Source organism: Bifidobacterium phasiani (assembly GCF_019331775.1).
GTDB classification, from domain to species: Bacteria; Actinomycetota; Actinomycetes; order Actinomycetales; family Bifidobacteriaceae; genus Bifidobacterium; species Bifidobacterium phasiani.
Genome location: NZ_JAHBBD010000010.1, coordinates 38,106 through 56,516, shown reverse-complemented (window position 1 = coordinate 56,516; position 18,411 = coordinate 38,106). Strand labels below are relative to the sequence as shown.

20 protein-coding genes and 2 tRNA genes are annotated in these 18,411 nt (G+C 69.3%); 14 read left to right on the top strand and 8 right to left on the bottom strand.

Annotation, left to right across the window (positions count from 1 at the left end):
- Window positions 1-97: 97 nt before the first annotated feature.
- Together KIH73_RS05635 and KIH73_RS05630 are read left to right on the top strand one after the other, a co-directional pair.
- A tRNA-Ala gene (locus KIH73_RS05635) sits at window positions 98-170 on the top strand.
- Window positions 171-245: 75 nt separating this feature from the next.
- A tRNA-Ala gene (locus KIH73_RS05630) sits at window positions 246-318 on the top strand.
- Between the two features lie 575 nt (window positions 319-893).
- Here KIH73_RS05630 and KIH73_RS05625 read toward each other — a convergent pair.
- Together KIH73_RS05625 and KIH73_RS05620 are read right to left on the bottom strand one after the other, a co-directional pair.
- A complete protein-coding gene (locus KIH73_RS05625; RefSeq protein ID WP_219081422.1) occupies window positions 894-1,040 on the bottom strand; it encodes a hypothetical protein in 147 nt (48 codons plus the stop codon).
- Between the two features lie 311 nt (window positions 1,041-1,351).
- Entirely contained in the window at window positions 1,352-1,777 is a 426-nt protein-coding gene (locus KIH73_RS05620; protein WP_219081420.1) for a hypothetical protein, read from the bottom strand.
- A gap of 100 nt (window positions 1,778-1,877) precedes the next feature.
- Here KIH73_RS05620 and KIH73_RS05615 point away from each other — a divergent pair, with 100 nt between their 5' ends.
- Window positions 1,878-2,555: an endonuclease III domain-containing protein gene (locus tag KIH73_RS05615; protein WP_219081418.1), complete on the top strand. Its 678-nt coding sequence runs from the start codon at window positions 1,878-1,880 to the stop codon at window positions 2,553-2,555.
- 90 nt (window positions 2,556-2,645) lie between these two features.
- Here KIH73_RS05615 and KIH73_RS05610 read toward each other — a convergent pair whose 3' ends face one another.
- Window positions 2,646-3,161 carry a hypothetical protein gene (locus KIH73_RS05610; RefSeq protein ID WP_219081416.1) on the bottom strand — a complete coding sequence of 172 codons (516 nt, stop codon included), beginning with the start codon at window positions 3,159-3,161 and terminating at the stop codon, window positions 2,646-2,648.
- 284 nt (window positions 3,162-3,445) lie between these two features.
- Between KIH73_RS05610 and KIH73_RS05605 the strand changes: the two genes are divergently transcribed.
- Both KIH73_RS05605 and KIH73_RS05600 read left to right on the top strand, forming a co-directional pair.
- Entirely contained in the window at window positions 3,446-4,450 is a 1,005-nt protein-coding gene (locus KIH73_RS05605) for a VanZ family protein (protein WP_219081483.1), read from the top strand.
- A 116-nt stretch (window positions 4,451-4,566) separates the two neighbouring features.
- Window positions 4,567-4,971 (top strand): pyridoxamine 5'-phosphate oxidase family protein, encoded by a 405-nt coding sequence (locus KIH73_RS05600; RefSeq protein ID WP_219081414.1) that lies wholly within the window; start codon window positions 4,567-4,569, stop codon window positions 4,969-4,971.
- A 472-nt stretch (window positions 4,972-5,443) separates the two neighbouring features.
- Here the strand turns inward: KIH73_RS05600 and KIH73_RS05595 are convergent, their stop codons facing one another.
- From KIH73_RS05595 to KIH73_RS05585, 3 genes are all read right to left on the bottom strand, one after another.
- A complete protein-coding gene (locus KIH73_RS05595) occupies window positions 5,444-6,178 on the bottom strand; it encodes an AAA family ATPase (protein ID WP_219081413.1) in 735 nt (244 codons plus the stop codon).
- Window positions 6,175-6,771 (bottom strand): nuclear transport factor 2 family protein, encoded by a 597-nt coding sequence (locus KIH73_RS05590; protein WP_219081411.1) that lies wholly within the window; start codon window positions 6,769-6,771, stop codon window positions 6,175-6,177. Before KIH73_RS05590 ends, KIH73_RS05595 begins: the two co-directional genes overlap by 4 nt.
- A gap of 76 nt (window positions 6,772-6,847) precedes the next feature.
- Window positions 6,848-7,360 (bottom strand): LURP-one-related/scramblase family protein, encoded by a 513-nt coding sequence (locus tag KIH73_RS05585; RefSeq protein ID WP_219081409.1) that lies wholly within the window; start codon window positions 7,358-7,360, stop codon window positions 6,848-6,850.
- A 169-nt stretch (window positions 7,361-7,529) separates the two neighbouring features.
- Here KIH73_RS05585 and KIH73_RS05580 point away from each other — a divergent pair, with 169 nt between their 5' ends.
- Entirely contained in the window at window positions 7,530-9,119 is a 1,590-nt protein-coding gene (locus tag KIH73_RS05580) for a S10 family peptidase (RefSeq protein ID WP_219081407.1), read from the top strand.
- A 21-nt stretch (window positions 9,120-9,140) separates the two neighbouring features.
- On the opposite strand, the gene KIH73_RS05575 is transcribed toward KIH73_RS05580, so the two are convergent.
- Entirely contained in the window at window positions 9,141-9,941 is an 801-nt protein-coding gene (locus tag KIH73_RS05575) for a response regulator transcription factor (protein ID WP_219081405.1), read from the bottom strand.
- Window positions 9,942-10,474: 533 nt separating this feature from the next.
- Between KIH73_RS05575 and KIH73_RS05570 the strand changes: the two genes are divergently transcribed.
- The 7 genes from KIH73_RS05570 (at window position 10,475) to KIH73_RS05540 (ending at window position 15,619) form a co-directional block, all read left to right on the top strand.
- Complete coding sequence (locus KIH73_RS05570; protein WP_219081403.1) at window positions 10,475-11,443, top strand: hypothetical protein; 969 nt, start codon at window positions 10,475-10,477, stop codon at window positions 11,441-11,443.
- A 93-nt stretch (window positions 11,444-11,536) separates the two neighbouring features.
- Window positions 11,537-12,400 (top strand): aminoglycoside 6-adenylyltransferase, encoded by an 864-nt coding sequence (locus tag KIH73_RS05565; protein ID WP_219081402.1) that lies wholly within the window; start codon window positions 11,537-11,539, stop codon window positions 12,398-12,400.
- Window positions 12,401-12,601: 201 nt separating this feature from the next.
- The gene (locus KIH73_RS05560) at window positions 12,602-12,982 is read left to right on the top strand and encodes a GntR family transcriptional regulator (protein ID WP_219081401.1); all 381 of its coding nucleotides are present in this window, start codon (window positions 12,602-12,604) and stop codon (window positions 12,980-12,982) included.
- Complete coding sequence (locus KIH73_RS05555; RefSeq protein WP_219081400.1) at window positions 12,979-13,878, top strand: ABC transporter ATP-binding protein; 900 nt, start codon at window positions 12,979-12,981, stop codon at window positions 13,876-13,878. Before KIH73_RS05560 ends, KIH73_RS05555 begins: the two co-directional genes overlap by 4 nt.
- A complete protein-coding gene (locus KIH73_RS05550; protein ID WP_219081399.1) occupies window positions 13,875-14,591 on the top strand; it encodes an ABC-2 transporter permease in 717 nt (238 codons plus the stop codon). The genes KIH73_RS05555 and KIH73_RS05550 overlap by 4 nt, the downstream gene beginning before the upstream one ends.
- 207 nt (window positions 14,592-14,798) lie before the next feature.
- A complete protein-coding gene (locus KIH73_RS05545) occupies window positions 14,799-14,978 on the top strand; it encodes a hypothetical protein (RefSeq protein ID WP_219081398.1) in 180 nt (59 codons plus the stop codon).
- Between the two features lie 350 nt (window positions 14,979-15,328).
- A complete protein-coding gene (locus KIH73_RS05540) occupies window positions 15,329-15,619 on the top strand; it encodes a hypothetical protein (RefSeq protein ID WP_219081397.1) in 291 nt (96 codons plus the stop codon).
- A 135-nt stretch (window positions 15,620-15,754) separates the two neighbouring features.
- On the opposite strand, the gene KIH73_RS05535 is transcribed toward KIH73_RS05540, so the two are convergent.
- On the bottom strand, window positions 15,755-16,315 hold the full coding sequence (locus KIH73_RS05535; protein WP_219081396.1) for a DNA-deoxyinosine glycosylase: 561 nt from the start codon (window positions 16,313-16,315) through the stop codon (window positions 15,755-15,757).
- Window positions 16,316-16,452: 137 nt separating this feature from the next.
- Between KIH73_RS05535 and KIH73_RS05530 the strand changes: the two genes are divergently transcribed.
- The gene (locus KIH73_RS05530) at window positions 16,453-18,381 is read left to right on the top strand and encodes a DUF5696 domain-containing protein (RefSeq protein ID WP_219081395.1); all 1,929 of its coding nucleotides are present in this window, start codon (window positions 16,453-16,455) and stop codon (window positions 18,379-18,381) included.
- Window positions 18,382-18,411 lie beyond the last annotated feature (30 nt).

Here is an 18,411-nt window from a genome sequence, read left to right as displayed (position 1 = left end):
TCCGCCCTACTCGCATAAGGCGACACGCCTGATTTGCCGTTTTGAAAACCGTGTTGTAATGTATCTAAGGCTCGTGAGGAGCTGATAACTACAGATTGGGGCTATGGCGCAGCTGGTAGCGCATCTCCATGGCATGGAGAGGGTCAGGGGTTCGAATCCCCTTAGCTCCACGAAGCGAAGCCCACGGGTTTCGCCACGGACTCGCAGCGGGTTTTCGCAACTCCTGCGGGCCGATAACAGAATACGGGGCTATGGCGCAGCTGGTAGCGCATCTCCATGGCATGGAGAGGGTCAGGGGTTCGAATCCCCTTAGCTCCACGATTACGAGAGTGTGAAACCCCTTGCATTGCAAGGGGTTTCGTCGTATTGGCCTGCCGTGGTCACGGCGTGTGACCCCGTTTGACCACGTCATCCGTTTCGAGCATCTCCGTCATGGTCTCGCCGAGCGTGTCGAGGCCGTCTTTCGTCCGGGCGTCGGTTCGGTAGCACTTGCGGCGGCACGTGTGCTACCGAACCGACACTGGGAATCGCCCAGCGTCTGCTAAAACGCAGTCGCCTTGTTGTTTATCAACCAAAACCGACGCCGACGGCCGCCGGACAGCAGCCGGACCGCGGGGCCAGCCCCGTCGTCGGACAGGCGTTGGAGTGCGACGCGTCGAATCCTGCGCCGTCGGGCCCCGACCCGCCCGCGGGACAAGCCGGATGTGACGCTCGGGGGCCTCGCCTGCCGCCGGGAATGCGGGCCGCACCCGATGCGCTTGCGGCCGCGACCTCAACTCCGAGCCTAAGGCCCATACTCCGATCCGTAACCCCATGAAGACGCCACATGACACGCCAATGAATGCTATGGCGTCGTTGCGCCGCCGGTGCCGCATTCGGCGGATGGGTGTTCGCTAGACCGCGGCGGGTTGTCGGTACAGGTGTTCGAGGACGTCGCGCAGCACGCCGCTGTAGTTGACGTCGTGCTTATCGGCCCAGGTGCCGAGTCGTGCGGGGACGGTGACATCACGGAATCGCGATGATGGGGTTGCCGGCCTCATGTCGTCTTCCCTCCGTCGATGCCGGCCTGCCTTCATATCGAGCGGACCGTGACCGGGGCGACGTCGCCGTAGCGCTCGGGAACCGTCGCGCGTCCGGGGTTGGCTGGGCGCACGTACTGGCAGTGGCTGCCGCGGTGCCCGGCCGATCGTCATCCGTCCTCCGGCGGACGTCTTTCGATTTCCTTGAATCCCATATTTTTTGATGCGCATCATGCGCATGAGTCGTCAAGTCGTGACGTGTCTGCAAACGAGGCCCGAATCATCGATGCCATATCTGCGGATCGCTCGAACCTCGGTCGCTGGTAGCGGCATCATTCAAACCGGTGAGACACGTTCTTCCAGTCGAACGTGTAGCTTTGGTCGGGCTGCTCCTCGCCATGGGTGGTGACGGTCGGAACGTCGCCGCGCCATGTGATGGTGAAATTGCTCGCGTTCAATGTTTTCCCGTCGTTACGCAGGGTCGTTTCGATCTGTGTGACGTTCTCGTCCCCTATGACGTTCGGATCGGTGTCCCATGCGACCCTGATCCTGATGTCGCTGGGGCCGAAGAACACGGGCGAGCCGAGTTCGCTGACCGTCACCTCGCACGTGCCGTCGGCGGACTTCTCGTCGACGATGCGACGGGGCATGTCCGTTTGCGTCCAAACGAGCGTGCAGCCTGCGGCCCAGACCAGTGCGGCCGCAAGGACGATGTGCTCGATGATGCGCGCCGCGCCATGCGAAGAGTCCTTGGACATGCGACATCCTTACGCTCGTTCTGCATCAATGATTATACGCATTCGGATTCGGAACAGTGGTTCGGCGGCCCGCGGCCTCCGCACGGTCTACGATGACGGTATGGAGAAGACCCGGATCCTTGACGTGCGCGGACTGTTCGACCTGCTGCTCGACGCCATGGGGCCGACCCACTGGTGGCCCGCCGAGACGCGTTTCGAGATCGTCCTCGGCGCGGTGCTGGTGCAGAACGCGTCGTGGACCAACGCCGAGGCGGCGCTCGATGCGCTCAGGGCCGCCGACCTGCTGCGCCCCGCGGCGATCGTGGCCCTGCCGGACGCCGAGCTTGAGGCCATGGTCCGCCCCGCCGGGTTCTACCGCGCCAAGAGCCGGTACCTCAAGGCGCTGTGCGCATGGCTGACGACCCTGCCCGGCGAGGGGCCGGACTTTCCGCAGCGTGTCGTTGGACGAGGCGACGACGACCTGCGCCGTGACCTGCTGGCCGTGCCGGGCGTCGGCGGGGAGACCGCGGACGACATCCTGCTGTACGTGTTCGACCGTCCGGCGTTCGTGGCCGACACGTACGCCCGGCGCCTGTTCGAAGCCCTGGGCGTCGCCGACCTGCCGAAATCCTACGAGGGGTTCCGCCGGCGCGTCATGCCGCACATCCTCACCGACGAGTGGAGCATCGCGGATCTCAAGGAGTTCCACGGTCTGATCGACGAACACGGCAAGACGTGCCGCACTCCGGACGACTGGCGGCGCAGCGTCGTCGCCGGCTGCCGGCTGGACCTGCCCTAGCCGTCGCGGTCCACCTCCGATTCGTCTTCTGCCGTAATCCGCCTTTGCCGTTCGAATGGTGATGGCGGCGCGACGGTCGGCCGTCCGCCGTCACCACCCGCTGTCGATCCGAACCCAGCCGCGGTCGGCGTCGGGGGAGTCCGGATCGTAGGCGAGGAAGTCGTACCAGCCGCTTGTGGTGCCGGGGCTGAACCCCATGCTTGGGGCGTTCTCGCCGCAGGTGAAGTCCGTGGAAAATACGGCCATGCCCTCCACGCCGTACCGGGCGATGCCACGACTGTAGACCGTCGAGTCGCTGCCCGGCGTGGATTCGATGGTCTCCTTCTCCAACGCCAGCAGCCGGTCCGACCACGCCTCGTCGTAGACGATGGCGTCGATCGAGCATCCGCGATAGTCGCGTTTCCCGTCAAGCAGCATGGCCACGGCGTCATCGAGCTGTCGCCTGGTGAAACGGTCGGAATCGGAGACCGTGACGCGCAGATGGCTGGTGTCCGCCGGCCGGGTCGGCAGCCAGATCCAGAAGTACCCCAACAGTGCGATTGCCGCCACAACCGCCAGACCGCCGATGACGCGCCGCCGGCGATGCGCGGTGCCATGCCCCCTCATGCGAACCCCCTGCCTGCCGGTATGCCGAACCCAACCGAAGGCGTCTGTCCCGACGATGCCGAATATATCCCGCGAACGGAACAATACGGCATCGCCCGCGTCGACGCGCGTGACGCCGATGCCCCGGAGTGCGCGCGACACGTCATCCCCGAGACGGATGCCGGCGCTCCCGCGGCCTCGAAATGGGCCGTCCGGCCGATGGGCGACGCGTCCCGCCGGCAATACCGTGGATGGTGTCAGGCGGCGGCATGCCGCGCACTCACACCGATGGGGAGAGAACCATGATGGCATTCCTCGGCAGCTTCAGCCGACCGTTCATGTTCGCGGTGGCGCTCTGGCCGTTCGTCTCGGCGCTGCTCACGCTGCCGGTGCTCGCCCTCCTGTACCACCGCGAGAACCGCATCCGCTTCGTATCGGTCGTTGTGGCCTACGGGTGCGTGCTCTACCTGCTCGCGCTCGGATGCTTCACGCTGTATCCGATGCCGGAGAACCCCGCGGAATACTGCGCGACGCACCATCTCGCCCCGCAGCTCAACCCGCTGCAGTTCATCGGCGACATCCGCGCCGACGGCGTGACCGCGCTGCTGCAGATCGGCATGAACGTGGTGTTCTTCGTCCCGCTCGGCTTCATGCTCGGACGCTTCCTGAACGCGCGGCTCCGCCATGCGGCGCTCGCCGGGTTCGCGGTCTCGCTGCTGATCGAGACCGCGCAGCTCACCGGCGCGTTCCACCTGTACCCGTGCGCCTACCGCCTGTTCGACGTCGACGACCTGATCTGGAACACGTCGGGTGCGCTCGCGGGGTACGCCGTCGCGGCGCTCGCCAACCGTGCGCTGCCGAGCCGTGCCGTCGACGACGATGCGATCGTGACGGAGCCCGGGTTCGTGCGCAGGCTCGTCGCCTTCTGCATCGACTACGTGATCACCGGGGCCATGAGCCTGCCGTGCGCGGCCGTGATCTATCTCGTCGCGATCCAGTTCGTCGGGTTCAGGCCGTTGACAGCGGACATGGACCGGGTGGTGTTCATGGCGTGCCTCGTCGTGACCGAATGGGTGATCCCCTGGATGCGCGGCGGGCGCACGCTGGGCGCGGGATTCACCCGGATGACCGTGGAGACCAGGCCGCGGGACGGCGCGCGCCGCGTCGTGTTCTACCTGGCGCGGTTCGCGGTGATCGGCCTGGTCGCCTGGTGGCTGAGCGGCGCCGGCACCGGCGCGCATGCGATGCTGGTGCTCGGCCTCGGGGTGTTCTGGCTGGTGGCCCACTGCATGCCCTACGACTTCATCTGACGGGTCCCCAGGCTCCGCGGGCGGCGTGGTGATGTTCGTCACAGTCGGCGATTTCACGGGGCGAACCGCGGCCCGGTGAAGTAGGCTGGAGATACGTCTAACGAAAGGATGGACATATGGCAACGCTCACCGACGAGATGAAGACCTTCATCGAAAACAACCTGGCGTGGGTCACCACGATCGGCAAGGACGGCGAACTCGATCTCGGTCCGAAGATGTCGATGTTCGTGCTCGACGACCATCACCTGGCCTACCACGAGCGCACCGCCGGCCAGGTCTACCGCAACCTGCAGGACGGCAGCCCGCTGGTCATCGCCGTGGCCAACCTCGCCGAGAAGCGCGGTTACCGCTTCCGCGGCCCGGTGACCATCGTCACCGAGGGCGAGATCTACGACGCGCAGGTCAAGGTCGCCCAGGAGAAGGGCACCAAGATCCCGGCCGCCATCCCGGTCATGGAGATCACCGAGATCCAGGACCTCACCTCCGGCGCGAACGCCGGCAAGACCATCGAAAAGGACTGATCGGTGCGTCCCTCGGTCTCGACCGCGAAGCAGATGTGATCGAGGGGAGTGACAGGCGATATCGATGACGAATCGTCCCGCCTTCGCCAACATGGCGTCGAAGGCGGGACGATTCTTGCTGTATCGGTCCGTATTGGGGCGCGGACTGGCCCCTGTGTGGGCTTTAAATCGGGTTTTCCGAGGACGGTTCGTCAATGAACCGTCATTCCAAGGCTTGTTTTTCGCCGCAATCGGCATGATTTCTCTTACGTGTAGTGGATTTGGGCCTCTGCAGACATCGATCTTGATTACTTGAGGCCGCCTGGCCACCATACCCCGACTATGGCTGGCGTCATTTCGCCGATCCTACCTTGGGTTTCCCGGTTTGGCCACCTCACCTAGGCAAGATCGATGTCCGCAAGTCTTCAAATCCGCATCATCTAAGCAAGATACGCTGTCTTGAGCCTAGATATCTGGACGCAATCCTCTCTTTTCATCTTTCATCCGCGTCATGACCGTCTGTGCCTTCGTCTTCCCGAAACAGCCGATGCAACAGTGACGCCCGGTGATTGATGAACAGTTCGGTGATGCGATATGCCTCCGTTTGCTCGTATCCGATTGTGTGGATTCCGTCCTCGCCGAACGACAGAATCGTCGCGTGCGGGAACCCCAACAGGATGGGGGAGTGCGTAGCGATGATGAACTGGGCCCCTCTCTTGGTCAGTTCGTCGATGTAAATCAGCAGTTCGAGCTGCGTCTGCGGCGATAACGCGGACTCCGGCTCGTCCATGAGGTACAGACCCGGCCCGGTGAACATCCGTATGAACGCCATCATTCCCTGGCCGTGTGACTGTTCATGCAATCCGAATGTTCCGTATTCGGCGGCTTGCGTGGCCATCGTGAAGAACGATTCCGCGCGGAGGAACATGCCGGAACGTGTGGGCGGCAGGTCCCGCACCATCGTGATGGCGTCGGCCAGATCGGATACGTCGTCATAGGTGCTGAACCGATAGTTGCGAGTCCCTCCTTCGGGGTTGAATCCATAGACCGCCGCAATCGCCTCCAACAACGTGGACTTGCCCGTGCCGTTCGTTCCGGCAAAGAACGTGACCGGTACGGTGAACGTCAATGTCGATGACCTGCGCAGCGCGGGAATCGAACGGACATACGAGTCCGGAGCCGCGTCCCAGTCGATGCGCACCTCGCGGACGAACAGCCTCCTGGTCATGGCTGCGCTCCGCTTCCTCGAATCGTTCCGCAGCATTCCGACGATCGCGGTCCGTGATCCGCGTCGGGTTGTTCGAAGATGACATGGCCGTCGAATCGGGGCGTCCCGACTTCGCCGCCCGACACGCCCGCATCCTCAGGGGCGTCGGTCTCGTCAGGCGCCGGGGCGAACGGACGCCGGCGCCGGTGGTCGGCCCGGAACTCGCGGATGCGCGCGATGCGCCCGTCGTCGTCGAACCTCACGATGGAGACGCCGTCGAAGATGTAGGAGTCCCGCTCCGTCGCGGCGAACGTCCACGTCACGGTGAGGGAGCGGCCGTCCGCCGCGTGGATGAACTCATGGATGTCCCACGACTCGACCCGTTGTCGGGCGAGCATCGCATCGATCCACCGATGCAGTTCGCCGAACCCCACGTAGACCGGGCCGTAGCATTCCTCGTACCGGCACTCCGGCGCGAACAGCTCGTCGAAACGCGAGAAGTCGCGCGAGACCCACATCGCGAAGTACTCGGCGACGGCCCGTTCCCGCCGGGCCGCGGCATCGTCGTCGTGCCCGCGGCACGTGCCGCGGGCGGGTCCGTCGACCGGCGCCATGACCGCCCCCTCCCGTCCGTGCGCCCGCCTCGGCCGGTCGGTCCGGGCGTCCATGCGATCCGCCGGGCCGATCCGGTCAGTACGAATTGTTGACGGCCGCGGCGGCGCTGCCGCTCTCCTCGTCGGCCTTGACCTTGTCGATGGCGATGACCAGCGAGACGATGAGCGTCTCCAGCGCGTCGTCGTACACGGCGACCTCGTACGTGTCGCCCCAGCTCAGCCAGCGCTGCGCGATCTCGGCGACCGTCTCGCCGTCGCGCGTGACCGTGAAGTTCAGGTCGGCCCAGTCGCCCTCGATGCGCAGCCCCTGCGCGTCGATGCGGTACTTCGGCTTGAGGAACGAGAACTCCTTGTCGATGCCCGCGACCTCGGTCCCGCCGACGATGACGCTGAAATGCGGCAGCCAGCTGAAGGTCTTCTTCTCGACGCGTGCCACCTCGAACCCGTTCATGTCGGTGATCGTGAACGACTTGGGGATGTGCATGAAGCTGCCCTCGACATGGTAGACCGGGCGCTCGTCCCCGTCGGTGACGTCGAACTTCTCGCCGCCGAACGTGAACATCCTCTGCTTGATGTACAGCCGCCTCATCGTGACTCCCCTCGATCGAACGGTACCAATTCATCATAACGGCCGCGCGGCGTCCGACGGAAACGGGGGAACAGGGGCGTGGGCGGGAAAGGGGAGCGGAACCCGGGAGGCGGCCCGACGCGGCTATAGTGGTCAGCGACACCACCGAACGACGACGAAACGAGGAACGATGAGCGACGAACGGACCACGACGGCCCCGGACCCGAACGCAGGCGGATCGGCTTCGGCCGGCCGTCCCGAGAACGGGGAGACCCTGCCCGAGCCCTGCGAGATCACCACACGGCACGCCATCACGCTCGAGGGCCGCGAGTGGCGCTACGACGCGACCATCGGCACGCTGAACATCGACACGGCCAAGGCGCGGCCGGCCGCGAGCGTCTTCTTCGCCGCGTTCGCCGCCGTGGGCGAGGACGGCAAACCCGACGCCGCGCGCCCGGTCACCTTCATCTTCAACGGCGGCCCCGGATCGTCCTCGACGTTCCTGCTGCTCGGCTCGATCGCGCCCAGGCGCATCGACGTCGTCGACACCGCGGCCGTGCCCGCCGCGCCCTACACGCTCGCCGACAACCCGATGACGATGCTGCCCTCCACCGACCTGGTGTTCATCGACGCGCCCGGCACCGGCTTCTCCACCATCCTGGACAAGGCCAAGGCCGAGCTGTGGAGCGTGGACGGCGACGTCAAGGGCTTCAGCGCGTTCATCCGCGCCTGGCTGACCCGGTACCGCCGCTGGAACTCGCCCAAGTACGTGCTCGGCGAGTCGTACGGCACCACGCGCGGCGCCGCGCTCGCGTACCGGCTGCAGCAGGACGGCGTGGCGCTCAACGGACTGGTGCTCATCTCGAACATCCTGGACTACGCGCACTGCTTCGACACGGACGACCAGTTCTACATCGGCTACTTCCCGACCTTCGCCACGGTGGCGCGCTACCACGGCAGGGCCGGCGCGCAGGTCACGCTCGAGGAGCACGCGCGGCGGGCCCGCGCCTTCGCCAACGGCCCGCTGCGCCAGGCCCTGGCCGCCGGCGACTCGCTCGACGAGGCGACGAAGCGCGCCGTGGCGGAGCGGTTCGCCGAACTGACCGGGCTGGACGCCGACTATGTGGCCGACTCCGACCTGCGCGTGCTGGACACCCGCTTCCGCAAGCAGCTGCTGCGCGCCGACGACCGCATCGTCGGCCGGTACGACGGGCGCGCCAGCGGCTACGACATGGACCGGGTCCGCGACGACGAGAGCTTCGTGGTCGACGACGCGTACCTCGACCCGGCGTATTCGAGCCTGGTGAACGCATATCTGCGCGACGAGCTGGGCTGGGCGCGCACGCCCGAGCGCAAGGGCTACGCCGACTTCGACTGGGAGTCGACGGAGCCGGGCAAGAGCTGGATGTGGTGGCACCGCCTGCCGTCCGGCGCGAAGGCCTCGGAGGGCGGCGTCATCCCCTTCCCCTCGGTCGTCGCCGACCTGGCGGCCGCGATCGTGCACCAGCCGACGCTGAAGGTGCTGATCGGCAACGGCTGGTACGACCTGTGCACCCCGTTCTTCCAGACCGAGTACGACATCGACCACCTCGGGCTGCCCCGGCCGCTGCGCGGCAACGTGGCGTTCACCTACTACCCGGCGGGGCACATGCTGTATTCGGCCAGGGAGAGCCTGGCCAAGTTCTCGGCCGACCTTACGCGGTTCTATGCCTGCGACGCCGCCGACCTGCCGGCGATGAACGAGCGTCCCGAGCCGCCGGCCCCGATCCTCGCCCTGTAGGCGCGCGGCCGCGCACGCCGCTCAGCGGATGCGGTAGCGGTCGCCGCGCTTGGTGATGAAGAACCCGACCCGCCGCAGCTTGGCCGTCAGCGAGTACATGGCCTGCGCCATGACCTCGCGCTGCGAGGCCAGACCGGTGCCGCAGACGATGCCGACCAGCTCGTCGAAGCTCAGGAACGCGCCGTCGGCCCTGACCAGAGCCTCCAGCGCGCCGTACTCGCGCGGCGACAGCGGCAGCGCGGTGGACAGGTCGTCGTAGTACGCGCGGCCGTGGGCCGTGTCGAGCGTGAGCGCGCCGCAGGTGACCACGCCCGGCCCGCTTCCGTCCGACGCGGAGGCCGGGCGTTCGAGGTCGTGGATGTGCGCGAGGAACTCCGAATCGGTGAAGGGCTTGTCCAGGACGGCGTCGGCATGGACGGCGGCCGGCGTGCCCGGCGGGGGCGGGGACGGCGCGGCGTCGGAGGCGCGTGCGGCCTCGCGCCACACGTCGGCGCCGGGCGTCCCCTTGGTGACGCGGTGCGGCGAACGCAGCAGCAGCACGCGGGTTCCGGCCCGGCGGGCGCGCGCGGCGAACGCCGGCGTCCCGTCGGCGGGCCGGCCGTCTCCGGCGGTGCCTTCGGTCGTGTCGCCTGCCGTGTCCGCGGTCCCGTCGTCGGCCGTCGCGGCGTCGTCGAGCACGATGACGTCGTAGGGGCCGTCCTCCGCCAGCGCCTCGGCCTGCCGGGCCGTCGGCGCGACGTCGACCTCATGGAACTCCAGATCGAGTGCGTTGCCCAGCGCCGACGCGAGCGCGCCGCTCGGCTCCACCAGCAAGATTCGCATGACTGCCGCCTTCTTATGGTGCTGTTGCGTGGTCCATCCCGTACCCAGCTTAACCGCCGGCCCGTCCGGCCGCCTGCGACGCGCGTGCGCGGGCCTCCGGGCCGTTCCCGCGCCGTCGTTCCCGTCCGGGAGACGGAAGGCCTTGCATGCCCCTCCGGGCCGTCCCGCGCGTCGTCATTCCCGATGCTCGCCCCGTGCGGGCCGCGGCGTCGCTTCCCTCGGACTGCTGCGTCGCTTCCATCGGATCGCTGCGCCGCTTTCCGCCGGATCGCTGCGCCGCCTTCCGTCATCGGGCCGTCGCCGCGGACGCGTTGCCGCATCGCGTCCGCCCGCCATCCGGCGCCGAGCCTGCGTTTCCGGGGCGGCCTCCGTCGTCGCGCCGTACGCCGTGGAATGATGTGGACAACGCCGCCGCCGTCCACAAATCCACAAATTCCCGCGCGGCGGTGGCGCGGCCGGCGCGTCGTCTGCCATGCTGTGGGCACGCCGCGCGGCGGATGTGCGGCGATCGACGCGCATAGGAGGGCGGAATCATGACGCAGGGGAACGACGGATCGCAGCAGGAGGCCATCGACGCCTGGGTGCGTCGCTATCGGGGGAACGTCGACGAGCAATGCGTGAGCGGACCGTATGTCGAGCGTGCGGTGGGCGTGCTGGAGCTGGTCGCCGAGCAGGCGCGCGAGTGCGGGTTCGAGGTGCCCCATCCGGACGACGAAGGATTCGTCGAACGGTTCGGCGCGGACGCGCGGTGGGCGCACATCGCGGTCGGTGCCGACGACGCCGCGTACTTCTTCCGCGTCCAGGAGATCTGCGCCCCGAACCCCGGGCGCAAGGCCCCCACGCCGCCCGGCGGTCCGGCCGACGGCGAGGGCGAGGGTGAGGGCGAGCCACGGTGGATCGCCGAGCGCAGCCGCGAGTTCATCAGCACCGGACGCCTGCAGATGCAGATACGCAGCGAGGGCGACCGCGACTGCCGCAAGACCGCGCGCGACAGCACCGCCTCGATGGTCGAGGGCAAGATCCCCGGGGTGTTCCGCGCGTTCGTCGCGGCGCAGGAGCGGCGTCGGCTGGAGCGCGAACGCCGGGTCGAATGGGAGCGGATCCGACGGCGCGGCGAGGAGCGGTACGAATCCGAGGTGATCATGCGCAGGCTCGACGACATGGCGGTCCAGTACCTGGCCATGCGCCGGCGCCGCGAGTTCCTGGACGCGCTGGAGGGCGCGGTGGAGGGATTCGACGGGCCGCTGCGCGAGCAGGCGCTGTGCGGCATCGGGCTGCTGCGCGAGCGGGTGGACCGCGAGGATCCGGGGCTGCACCCCGAACTGGTCGACCTGGAGGTGCCGCCGCCCGGGAATCGGGAGCTGGAGCGGTTCATGGAGGGCTGGAGCGCGGACGGGCCGTACCGCGTGTCGCCCCAGCCGATGCCGCCGGCGTTCCGCGCGGATCCGTGGCCGGAGCGTGGGGAAGGCTATGGGCGCTACATCGCCGACGACGGGTTCTGACGGCGTCGCGCGCCGGCGGCATACACCGTCACGGGGAGGACGGGCGCAAGGCCGAGACGAGGGCGTCGCGCGCCGGCGGCATACACTGGGGGCATGCGTTCCGAGGACGAGATGATGGGACTGATCGTCGGCGTGGCCGAGGCCGACCCGCGCATCCGCGCCGCCTACCTTGAGGGGTCGCGCGCCGACGACAACGCGCCGCGCGACATCGTGCGCGACTACGACGTCGGCTATGTGGTGACGTGCACGCGGCCGTTCATCGAGGACCGGGCGTGGATCGACCGGTTCGGCACGCGGCTGCTCATGCAGCGGCCCGGCGAGTTCGAGGGCGACGAGGACGATCCGGACCGCTGGTACTGCTGGCTGATGCTGTTCGACGACGGCAACCGGCTGGACCTGCACGTGTGCACGCCGGAGTGCATCCCGGGGTGCCTGGAGCTCTACCGCACCCTGGTTGACAAGGACGGCGTGATGCCCGCCGCGGCGTTGGCCGGCGACGAGCGTTACTGGGTGCGGCCGCCGAGCGCCAGGCGGTTCGCCGAGACGTGCAACGAGTTCTGGTGGTGCCTGAACAACGTCGGCAAGGGACTGTGGCGCGGCGAGATGCCCTACGTGATGGACATGCTCGACGATCCCGTCCGCCCGATGCTCAGGCGCATGCTGGAGTGGAAGGCCGGACTGGCATGCGGCTTCCGCGCCAGCATGGGCAAGTCGGGCAAATACCTGGACCGCTACCTGCCCGCCGAGGCGTACCGGCGGTACCTGTCGACCTATGCCGCCGCGGAGCCCGGGCCGGTATGGAGGGCCGTCGCGACGGCGTGCCGTCTGTTCGACGAGACGGCCCGCGAGGTCGCCGCCGCGTTCGGGTTCGCCTACGACGACGCCGAGGCGGAGGGGGCGCGCCGGTACCTGCGGCGCATGCGCGAACTGCCGACGGACGCCGCCGGGGTCTGGTAGGCGGGCGGATTCGTCGCGGACGTGCCGCCGTTCACGGCCGGCCCGGCATGCCGCGGTTGACCGGACGGCCGCGTGTGTATATAGTGTGTATAGAGGGTATATACACTCGGGCTCTTTCGAAGGGACGCTTTCGGCAAGGGCGAGCGCACGACGCACGGGCCACGTGCGGGCGTGCGTGCGACATCAGCAAAGGACAAGCCATTGGATCTCATCATCGCCAACTCGTCGGATAAGCCGATCTACGAGCAGATCGCCACGCAGATCAGGGAGCTCATCCTGACGGGCGAGCTGCAGCCGGGGCAACGGCTGCCCTCGATCCGTGCGCTCGCGAACGGGCTGCGCATCAGCGCGATCACCACCAAACGCGCGTACACGGACCTCGAGGCCCAGGGGTTCATCGAAACCGTGCAGGGCAAGGGCAGCTTCGTGACCGGCGGCAACGTCGAGCTGCTGCGCGAGGAGCGCCGCCGGCAGATCGAACAGCGGCTGACGCGGCTGGTCGACGACGCGCGGTCCGCCGGGCTGCCCGACGACGACATCAGGCAGATGCTGGATCTCATTCTGGAAAGCGACGCATCATGACCATCCCCTCGCCTCTGCTCGAGGCGCACCGACTCGGCAAACACTATGACGGCTTCACCCTGTCCGGCGTCGACCTGCGGGTCGGGCCCGGCGAGGTGGTCGGCTTCGTCGGGCGCAACGGCGCCGGCAAGACCACCACCATCAAGGCGCTGCTCGGCCTGATCGACCCCGACGAGGGCGACGGCGCCGTGCTCGGCACACCCATCCGCGAGATGAGCCGGAAGGCCGGCACCGCGACCAAGCAGTGCATCGGCGTCGTCTTCGACACGCTGGCCTATCCGGACGCCGTGCGCGTGCGCGACATCGCCGGCGTCATGCGGCGCTGCTACCGCGACTGGGATGACGCGGCGTTCGACGGACTCATGCGGAGCTTCGGCATCGGACCGCGCATGACGGTCGGCGAGCTGTCGCGCGGCATGGGCATGAAGCTGTCGCTGGCCTGCGCGCTCGCCCACGCCCCGCGCCTGCTCGTCCTGGACGAGGCGACCGCCGGGCTCGACCCGATGGCGCGCGACGAGGCGCTCGACCTGCTGCGCGGATTCGTGGAGGACGGCAGCCGCGGCGTCCTGATGTCCAGCCACATCACCTCGGACCTGGACCGGATTGCGGACCGCGTCGTGTGCATCGACGCCGGACGCATCGTGTTCGACCGGCCGAAGGACGAGATCACCGACATGATGGGCGTGGCGCGGTGCCGCGCCCGCGACCTCGACTCGGTCCTGGGCTCCGGGCTGTGCGACGGGCCGTCGGGGCCGCTGGTTCTGCGGCGCGAATACGGCGTCGACGTCGCCGTGCCCGACCGCTTCGCCTTCGCCGGGAGGTTCCCCGACATCCCCTGCGACCATATGACCATCGACGACTACATGCACTTCGTGCTGGAAGGAGGGTCGCGATGATCCGCGCGTTCCTGCTCGACTGGATGATGATCCGCTCGCGAGCCGGCCTGATGGCGGGCATGATGACGCTCATCTGCCTGTGGCTGACCTTCCAGATGCGCGCGTTCCCCGGCACCTACGCGGCGGCGATCTTCATGGCCTACCCGATGATCGCCGTGTCGCTCGGCTCGTACGACGAGGCCAGGGGCTGGAGCGCCGTGCGCCTGACGCTGCCGGTCAGCCGGCGCGACGTGGTCGCCGGCCGCTACCTGCTCATGGGGGCGCTGGCGCTCGAGGGCGTGGCCGTGGCCGGCGCCGTGACCGCGGCGGTCCTGGCCGCCGACGCCGTCTGGCGCGCCGCGGCCAGGGACTCGTTCCTGCCGCCGGAGCTGACGGCCGTCGGCATGCCGCAGGCCACGGCGGTCGCCGCCTGCCTGACGCTGCTGGTCACCTCGGTGATGACGGGGATCGTCACGCCGCTGAACTTCAGGTTCGGCGCGACCAAGGTGACGATGATCCTGCCGTATGTCCTCCTGCTGGGCGTGCTCGGCGGCTTCGCCCTGCTCGGCGACGCCGGCGCGGGCATCCTCGCGGCGCTGCCCGGCCTGTTCGACTGGCTCGCCACGGCGTCCGGCGCGCTGACCGCCTGCGGCGTCCTGCTCGTGGCGACGGCGGCGGTGATGGCCGTCAGCGCCGCATGCTCGATGGCGGTCTACGACCGGCGGCAGATGTAAGGCGACGCGCGGGCCGACCGCATGGCGTGCCGGTCCGCGCGGCTGCGCCGGCCGCGCATCGGCGGGTCATGGAGGGGGCGTCGCGAACCGTTGGGCGAGACGGCGCCGTCGGCACGCGCCGGCGGACCATGCCGGCCGCGGCCGCGTCCCCGGCGTCGGCGCCGGATATACTGGCGGTGACAACGGCACGGCGGCTGACGAGGAGGCATGGTGGGCGGCGGACGGCACACGCATCGCGGGTTCTACATCTTCTGCGCGGTGTTCTTCATACTCGGCGGCGTCTGGCTGGCTGCCGCCGGCGCATGGGTCGCGGCGGCGGCCTTCCTCGTTCTCGGCGTCGCCTTCGCCGTCCTCGCGGCGCGCGCCGGGCGCCACCGCCACGAATAGCCCGCGCCCGCGCACGGGCCGGGCGGCGGGAGCCGGCATATATCGGCATCGGGGCCGCTCCGGGTGGGCGTCGGTTCGCCTTATCGGCCCGCGAACCGCATGGCGGCCCGGACCGCTCCGCGCCGGCGAACGTCGGCCAGGGTGCCGGACTGCGGAAGCCGGCGCATGCCGGTGTCGGGGACGTTCCGTATCCATGAACGTCGGTCCGCGCCGGTCCGCGGCGCCGCGTCGCGCGCCCCGCGACCGGCCCGGCCCGTCGGCGGGTCGGGCGCGTCGATTCGCGATGCGGAGGATAATGGCCGTCACGGAGGCGTCGCACGCGAGGCGCCTCGACGACGAAAGGACCCATCATGGACGATGCAGCCATCGACGACGACGTCATCGACGAGGAGACCTACCACCGCGACCCCGCCGACGAGGCGGCCTCGCGCGCCGACGCATGGGGAGCCGGCGCGGGCATCGAACCCGACGACATCCAGGACGCGGACCACGCCGCGAGGCGGCGCCGGCGGCCGACCACGGGTCAGCTGATCGCCGTGCTGGCGGTCTACGCGGTCGTCGCGGCGGGTGCGCTCGCCCTGCGGTACTGGACGACCAAGATGGCGGTGCGCTCGGCCATCCGCGACGAGCTGCGCCGCTAGCCGCCGCCGGCCGCCATGGCCTTGAACCGCTGGCCGTGAGCCGATAGCCGCTAGCCGCCGCCAGCCGCTGCGAGCCGCCGGCCGTCGCTGTCGGCTGTCGTTAGTCACCGCGAACCGCCGGTCCCGCTGACCTTGTCAGCCCCGCCGGGACCGCGGTTCCTCGCCGCCGCCCCGGGGCATGAACCCGCGCAGCGCCTCCCGGTACGCCGCCACCAACGTATCCAGGCGCATCGCCGCATTCGCCGGGCTTGTCGACGGCAGCGCGATCAGCGGCGGCTCCAGGCCGGCGTCCCGCAGCATCGGCGCGCACAGCCGCCGATACAGCTGTGCGGCCTTCGCACCCGTCGTGGCCACGGCCGCGATGCGCGAGCCGCGGATGAGCGGGGCCAGATCATTGGGCACCGCGTTGCGGATGCTCGCATCGCTCGCCCCGTCGATGTCGCACGAGGCGATCACGTCCCACAGCGCGATGCCGTGGCGCAGCGCGAACGCGCGACGCGACGCGGGCGTCCCGCCCGGCACGTCGTCGGCGCCGTCGCCGAACACGGCGCCCATCACCGGCCAGAACCGGTTCCGGGGGTGCATATAGTAGAACGCCGCCTGCCGCGACTTCGGACTGGGCATCGACCCCAGCACCAGCAGCCGCGAATCCCGGTCCCACACCGGGCCGAACCCATGCTCCACATGCTCCGTCATACCGGCCATCGTAACGCGGCCGCGCCACCCGGCCGACCGGCGCCGGCATGCGGGCCGACCGCCGGGGCGGCTCCGTACGGCGGGCTATGCTGGGACGGACACCACATCAGCGCACCGCACCACACGAAGGGGGACCGATGATCGCATGCTCCGGCGGCGGCACCGCCATCGCCTACGACGAGACCACGCACGCCGTCACCATCAGCCGGCACGGCCACGAGTGGCGCACCCTGCCGGGCGCCGAAGCCATCGAGCTCGCCGACCCGGCCGCCGGCCGATCCGAAGCCGTCCCGTTCGCCGCCGCGTCCCGCATCACCTGCGAGCGCCGGGTCTTCGGCACCGGCGAGGGCGTCGTCACCCGCTACGAGGGGTTCGCCGCCGCCGACGTGGCCTTCGAGACCTTCATCTGGGTCGAGTCCGCCACCGGCGACGTCGTCGCCGAATGGATCCCGCTGCGCGAGCGGGAGGGCGCCGTCGCCGGCGTGCGCTGGCCCGCGCCGATGGACTTCGACCGGCTGCGCGGCGACTGGACGACGCTGATCACCCACGGCCAGGGCGTCATGATCCCCAACACCTGGCCGCACCGGCCCGACGGCATCCCCTTCGGCGGCCGATACGAGACCGAGGGCGGCTACATGCCGTTCTTCGCGCAGCTGCGCGGCGACCGCGCCGACGGCTACATCGCCATCTGCGAGACCCCGTGGAACGCCGGCTACGCCATCGACCACCCGGCCGGCGGCCCGTACACCCACATCGGCACCTGGTTCGAGCCGAGCCTGGGGCGCATGGACCACCGCCGCGTCGTGCGCTACCGCTGCCTCGAAGGCGACGAGGCGAGCGTGCGCGGCGCGGCGAAGGCCTACCGGCGTCACGCCGACGAGCACGGCATGCTGCGCACGCTCGCCGAGAAGGCGGCGCGCAACCCGGGGGTCGACGACCTGCCCGGCTGCATGTGGATGCACGTCGGCGCCAAATCCCACGTCCAGCCCGACTCCGAGATGTACGACCGGGAACACCCGGAACGCAACGACTCGCTCGTCACCTTCGAGCAGCGCGCCCGACAGCTGCGCACGCTGCGCGACGCCGGCGTCGAACGCCTGTACCTGCACCTGGACGGCTGGGGGCAGCCCGGCTACGACAACCAGCACCCCGACTACCTGCCCGCCTGCCGTGAGGCCGGCGGATGGGAGGGGCTCCGGGCGCTCGCCGACACCGCCCACGAGTGCGGATACCTGTTCGGGCTGCACGACCAGTACCGCGACTACTACCTCGCCGCGGCCAGCCACGACGAGCGCAACGCCGTGATGCTGCCCGGCGGCGGCCGGCCGGAGCACGCGCGGTGGGCCGGCGGCCGGCAGCGCTACCTGTGCGCGCGGCTCGCCCCCGACTACGTCGCGCGCAACTACACGGCGATCGCCGCGCACGGCGTGCGGCTCGACGGCACCTACCTGGACGTGTTCACCTGCAACGAGGGCGACGAATGCGCCGACCCCGCGCACCGCATGACCCGCCGCGAATGCTACGGCGAGCGCCTGCGCTGCTTCGAATGGCTGCTGGCGCACGGTATCCTGACCAGCTCCGAGGAGGTGGCCGACTGGGCCATGCCCGCCCTTGTGTTCTGCCACTACGCGCCCTACGAGTTCCAGCTGCGCGGCCCGGACGCGCCGCGCGAGGGCGTGCCCGTGCCGCTGCAGAACCTCGTCTACCACGACTGCGTCGTCGAACCGTGGATGATGGACCGCGTCGAGGGCGGCGAGGACTACATGCTCTACGCGCTGCTCAACGGCGGTGCGCCCTATCTGATCCGCGACGCCGCGTACGCCGGCGTCGACGGCGACCTCGCCGGCGCCGGGGTGCGCGGCGCGCTCGCCGAGGACATCGCCCGATGCCGCGTGGTCGCCGACCTGCACCGGCGCGTCGGCATGCTGGAGATGACCGACTTCGCGCTGATCGACGACGACCCGCTGCGCCAGCGCACCGTCTTCGCCGACGGCACGCGGGTGAGCGTCGACCTGGGGCGCGGCACGTACGAGATCGCCTACCCCGGGCGCACCGTGCGCGGATAGCGGCGGGCAAAGCAGACCGGGAGGAACACC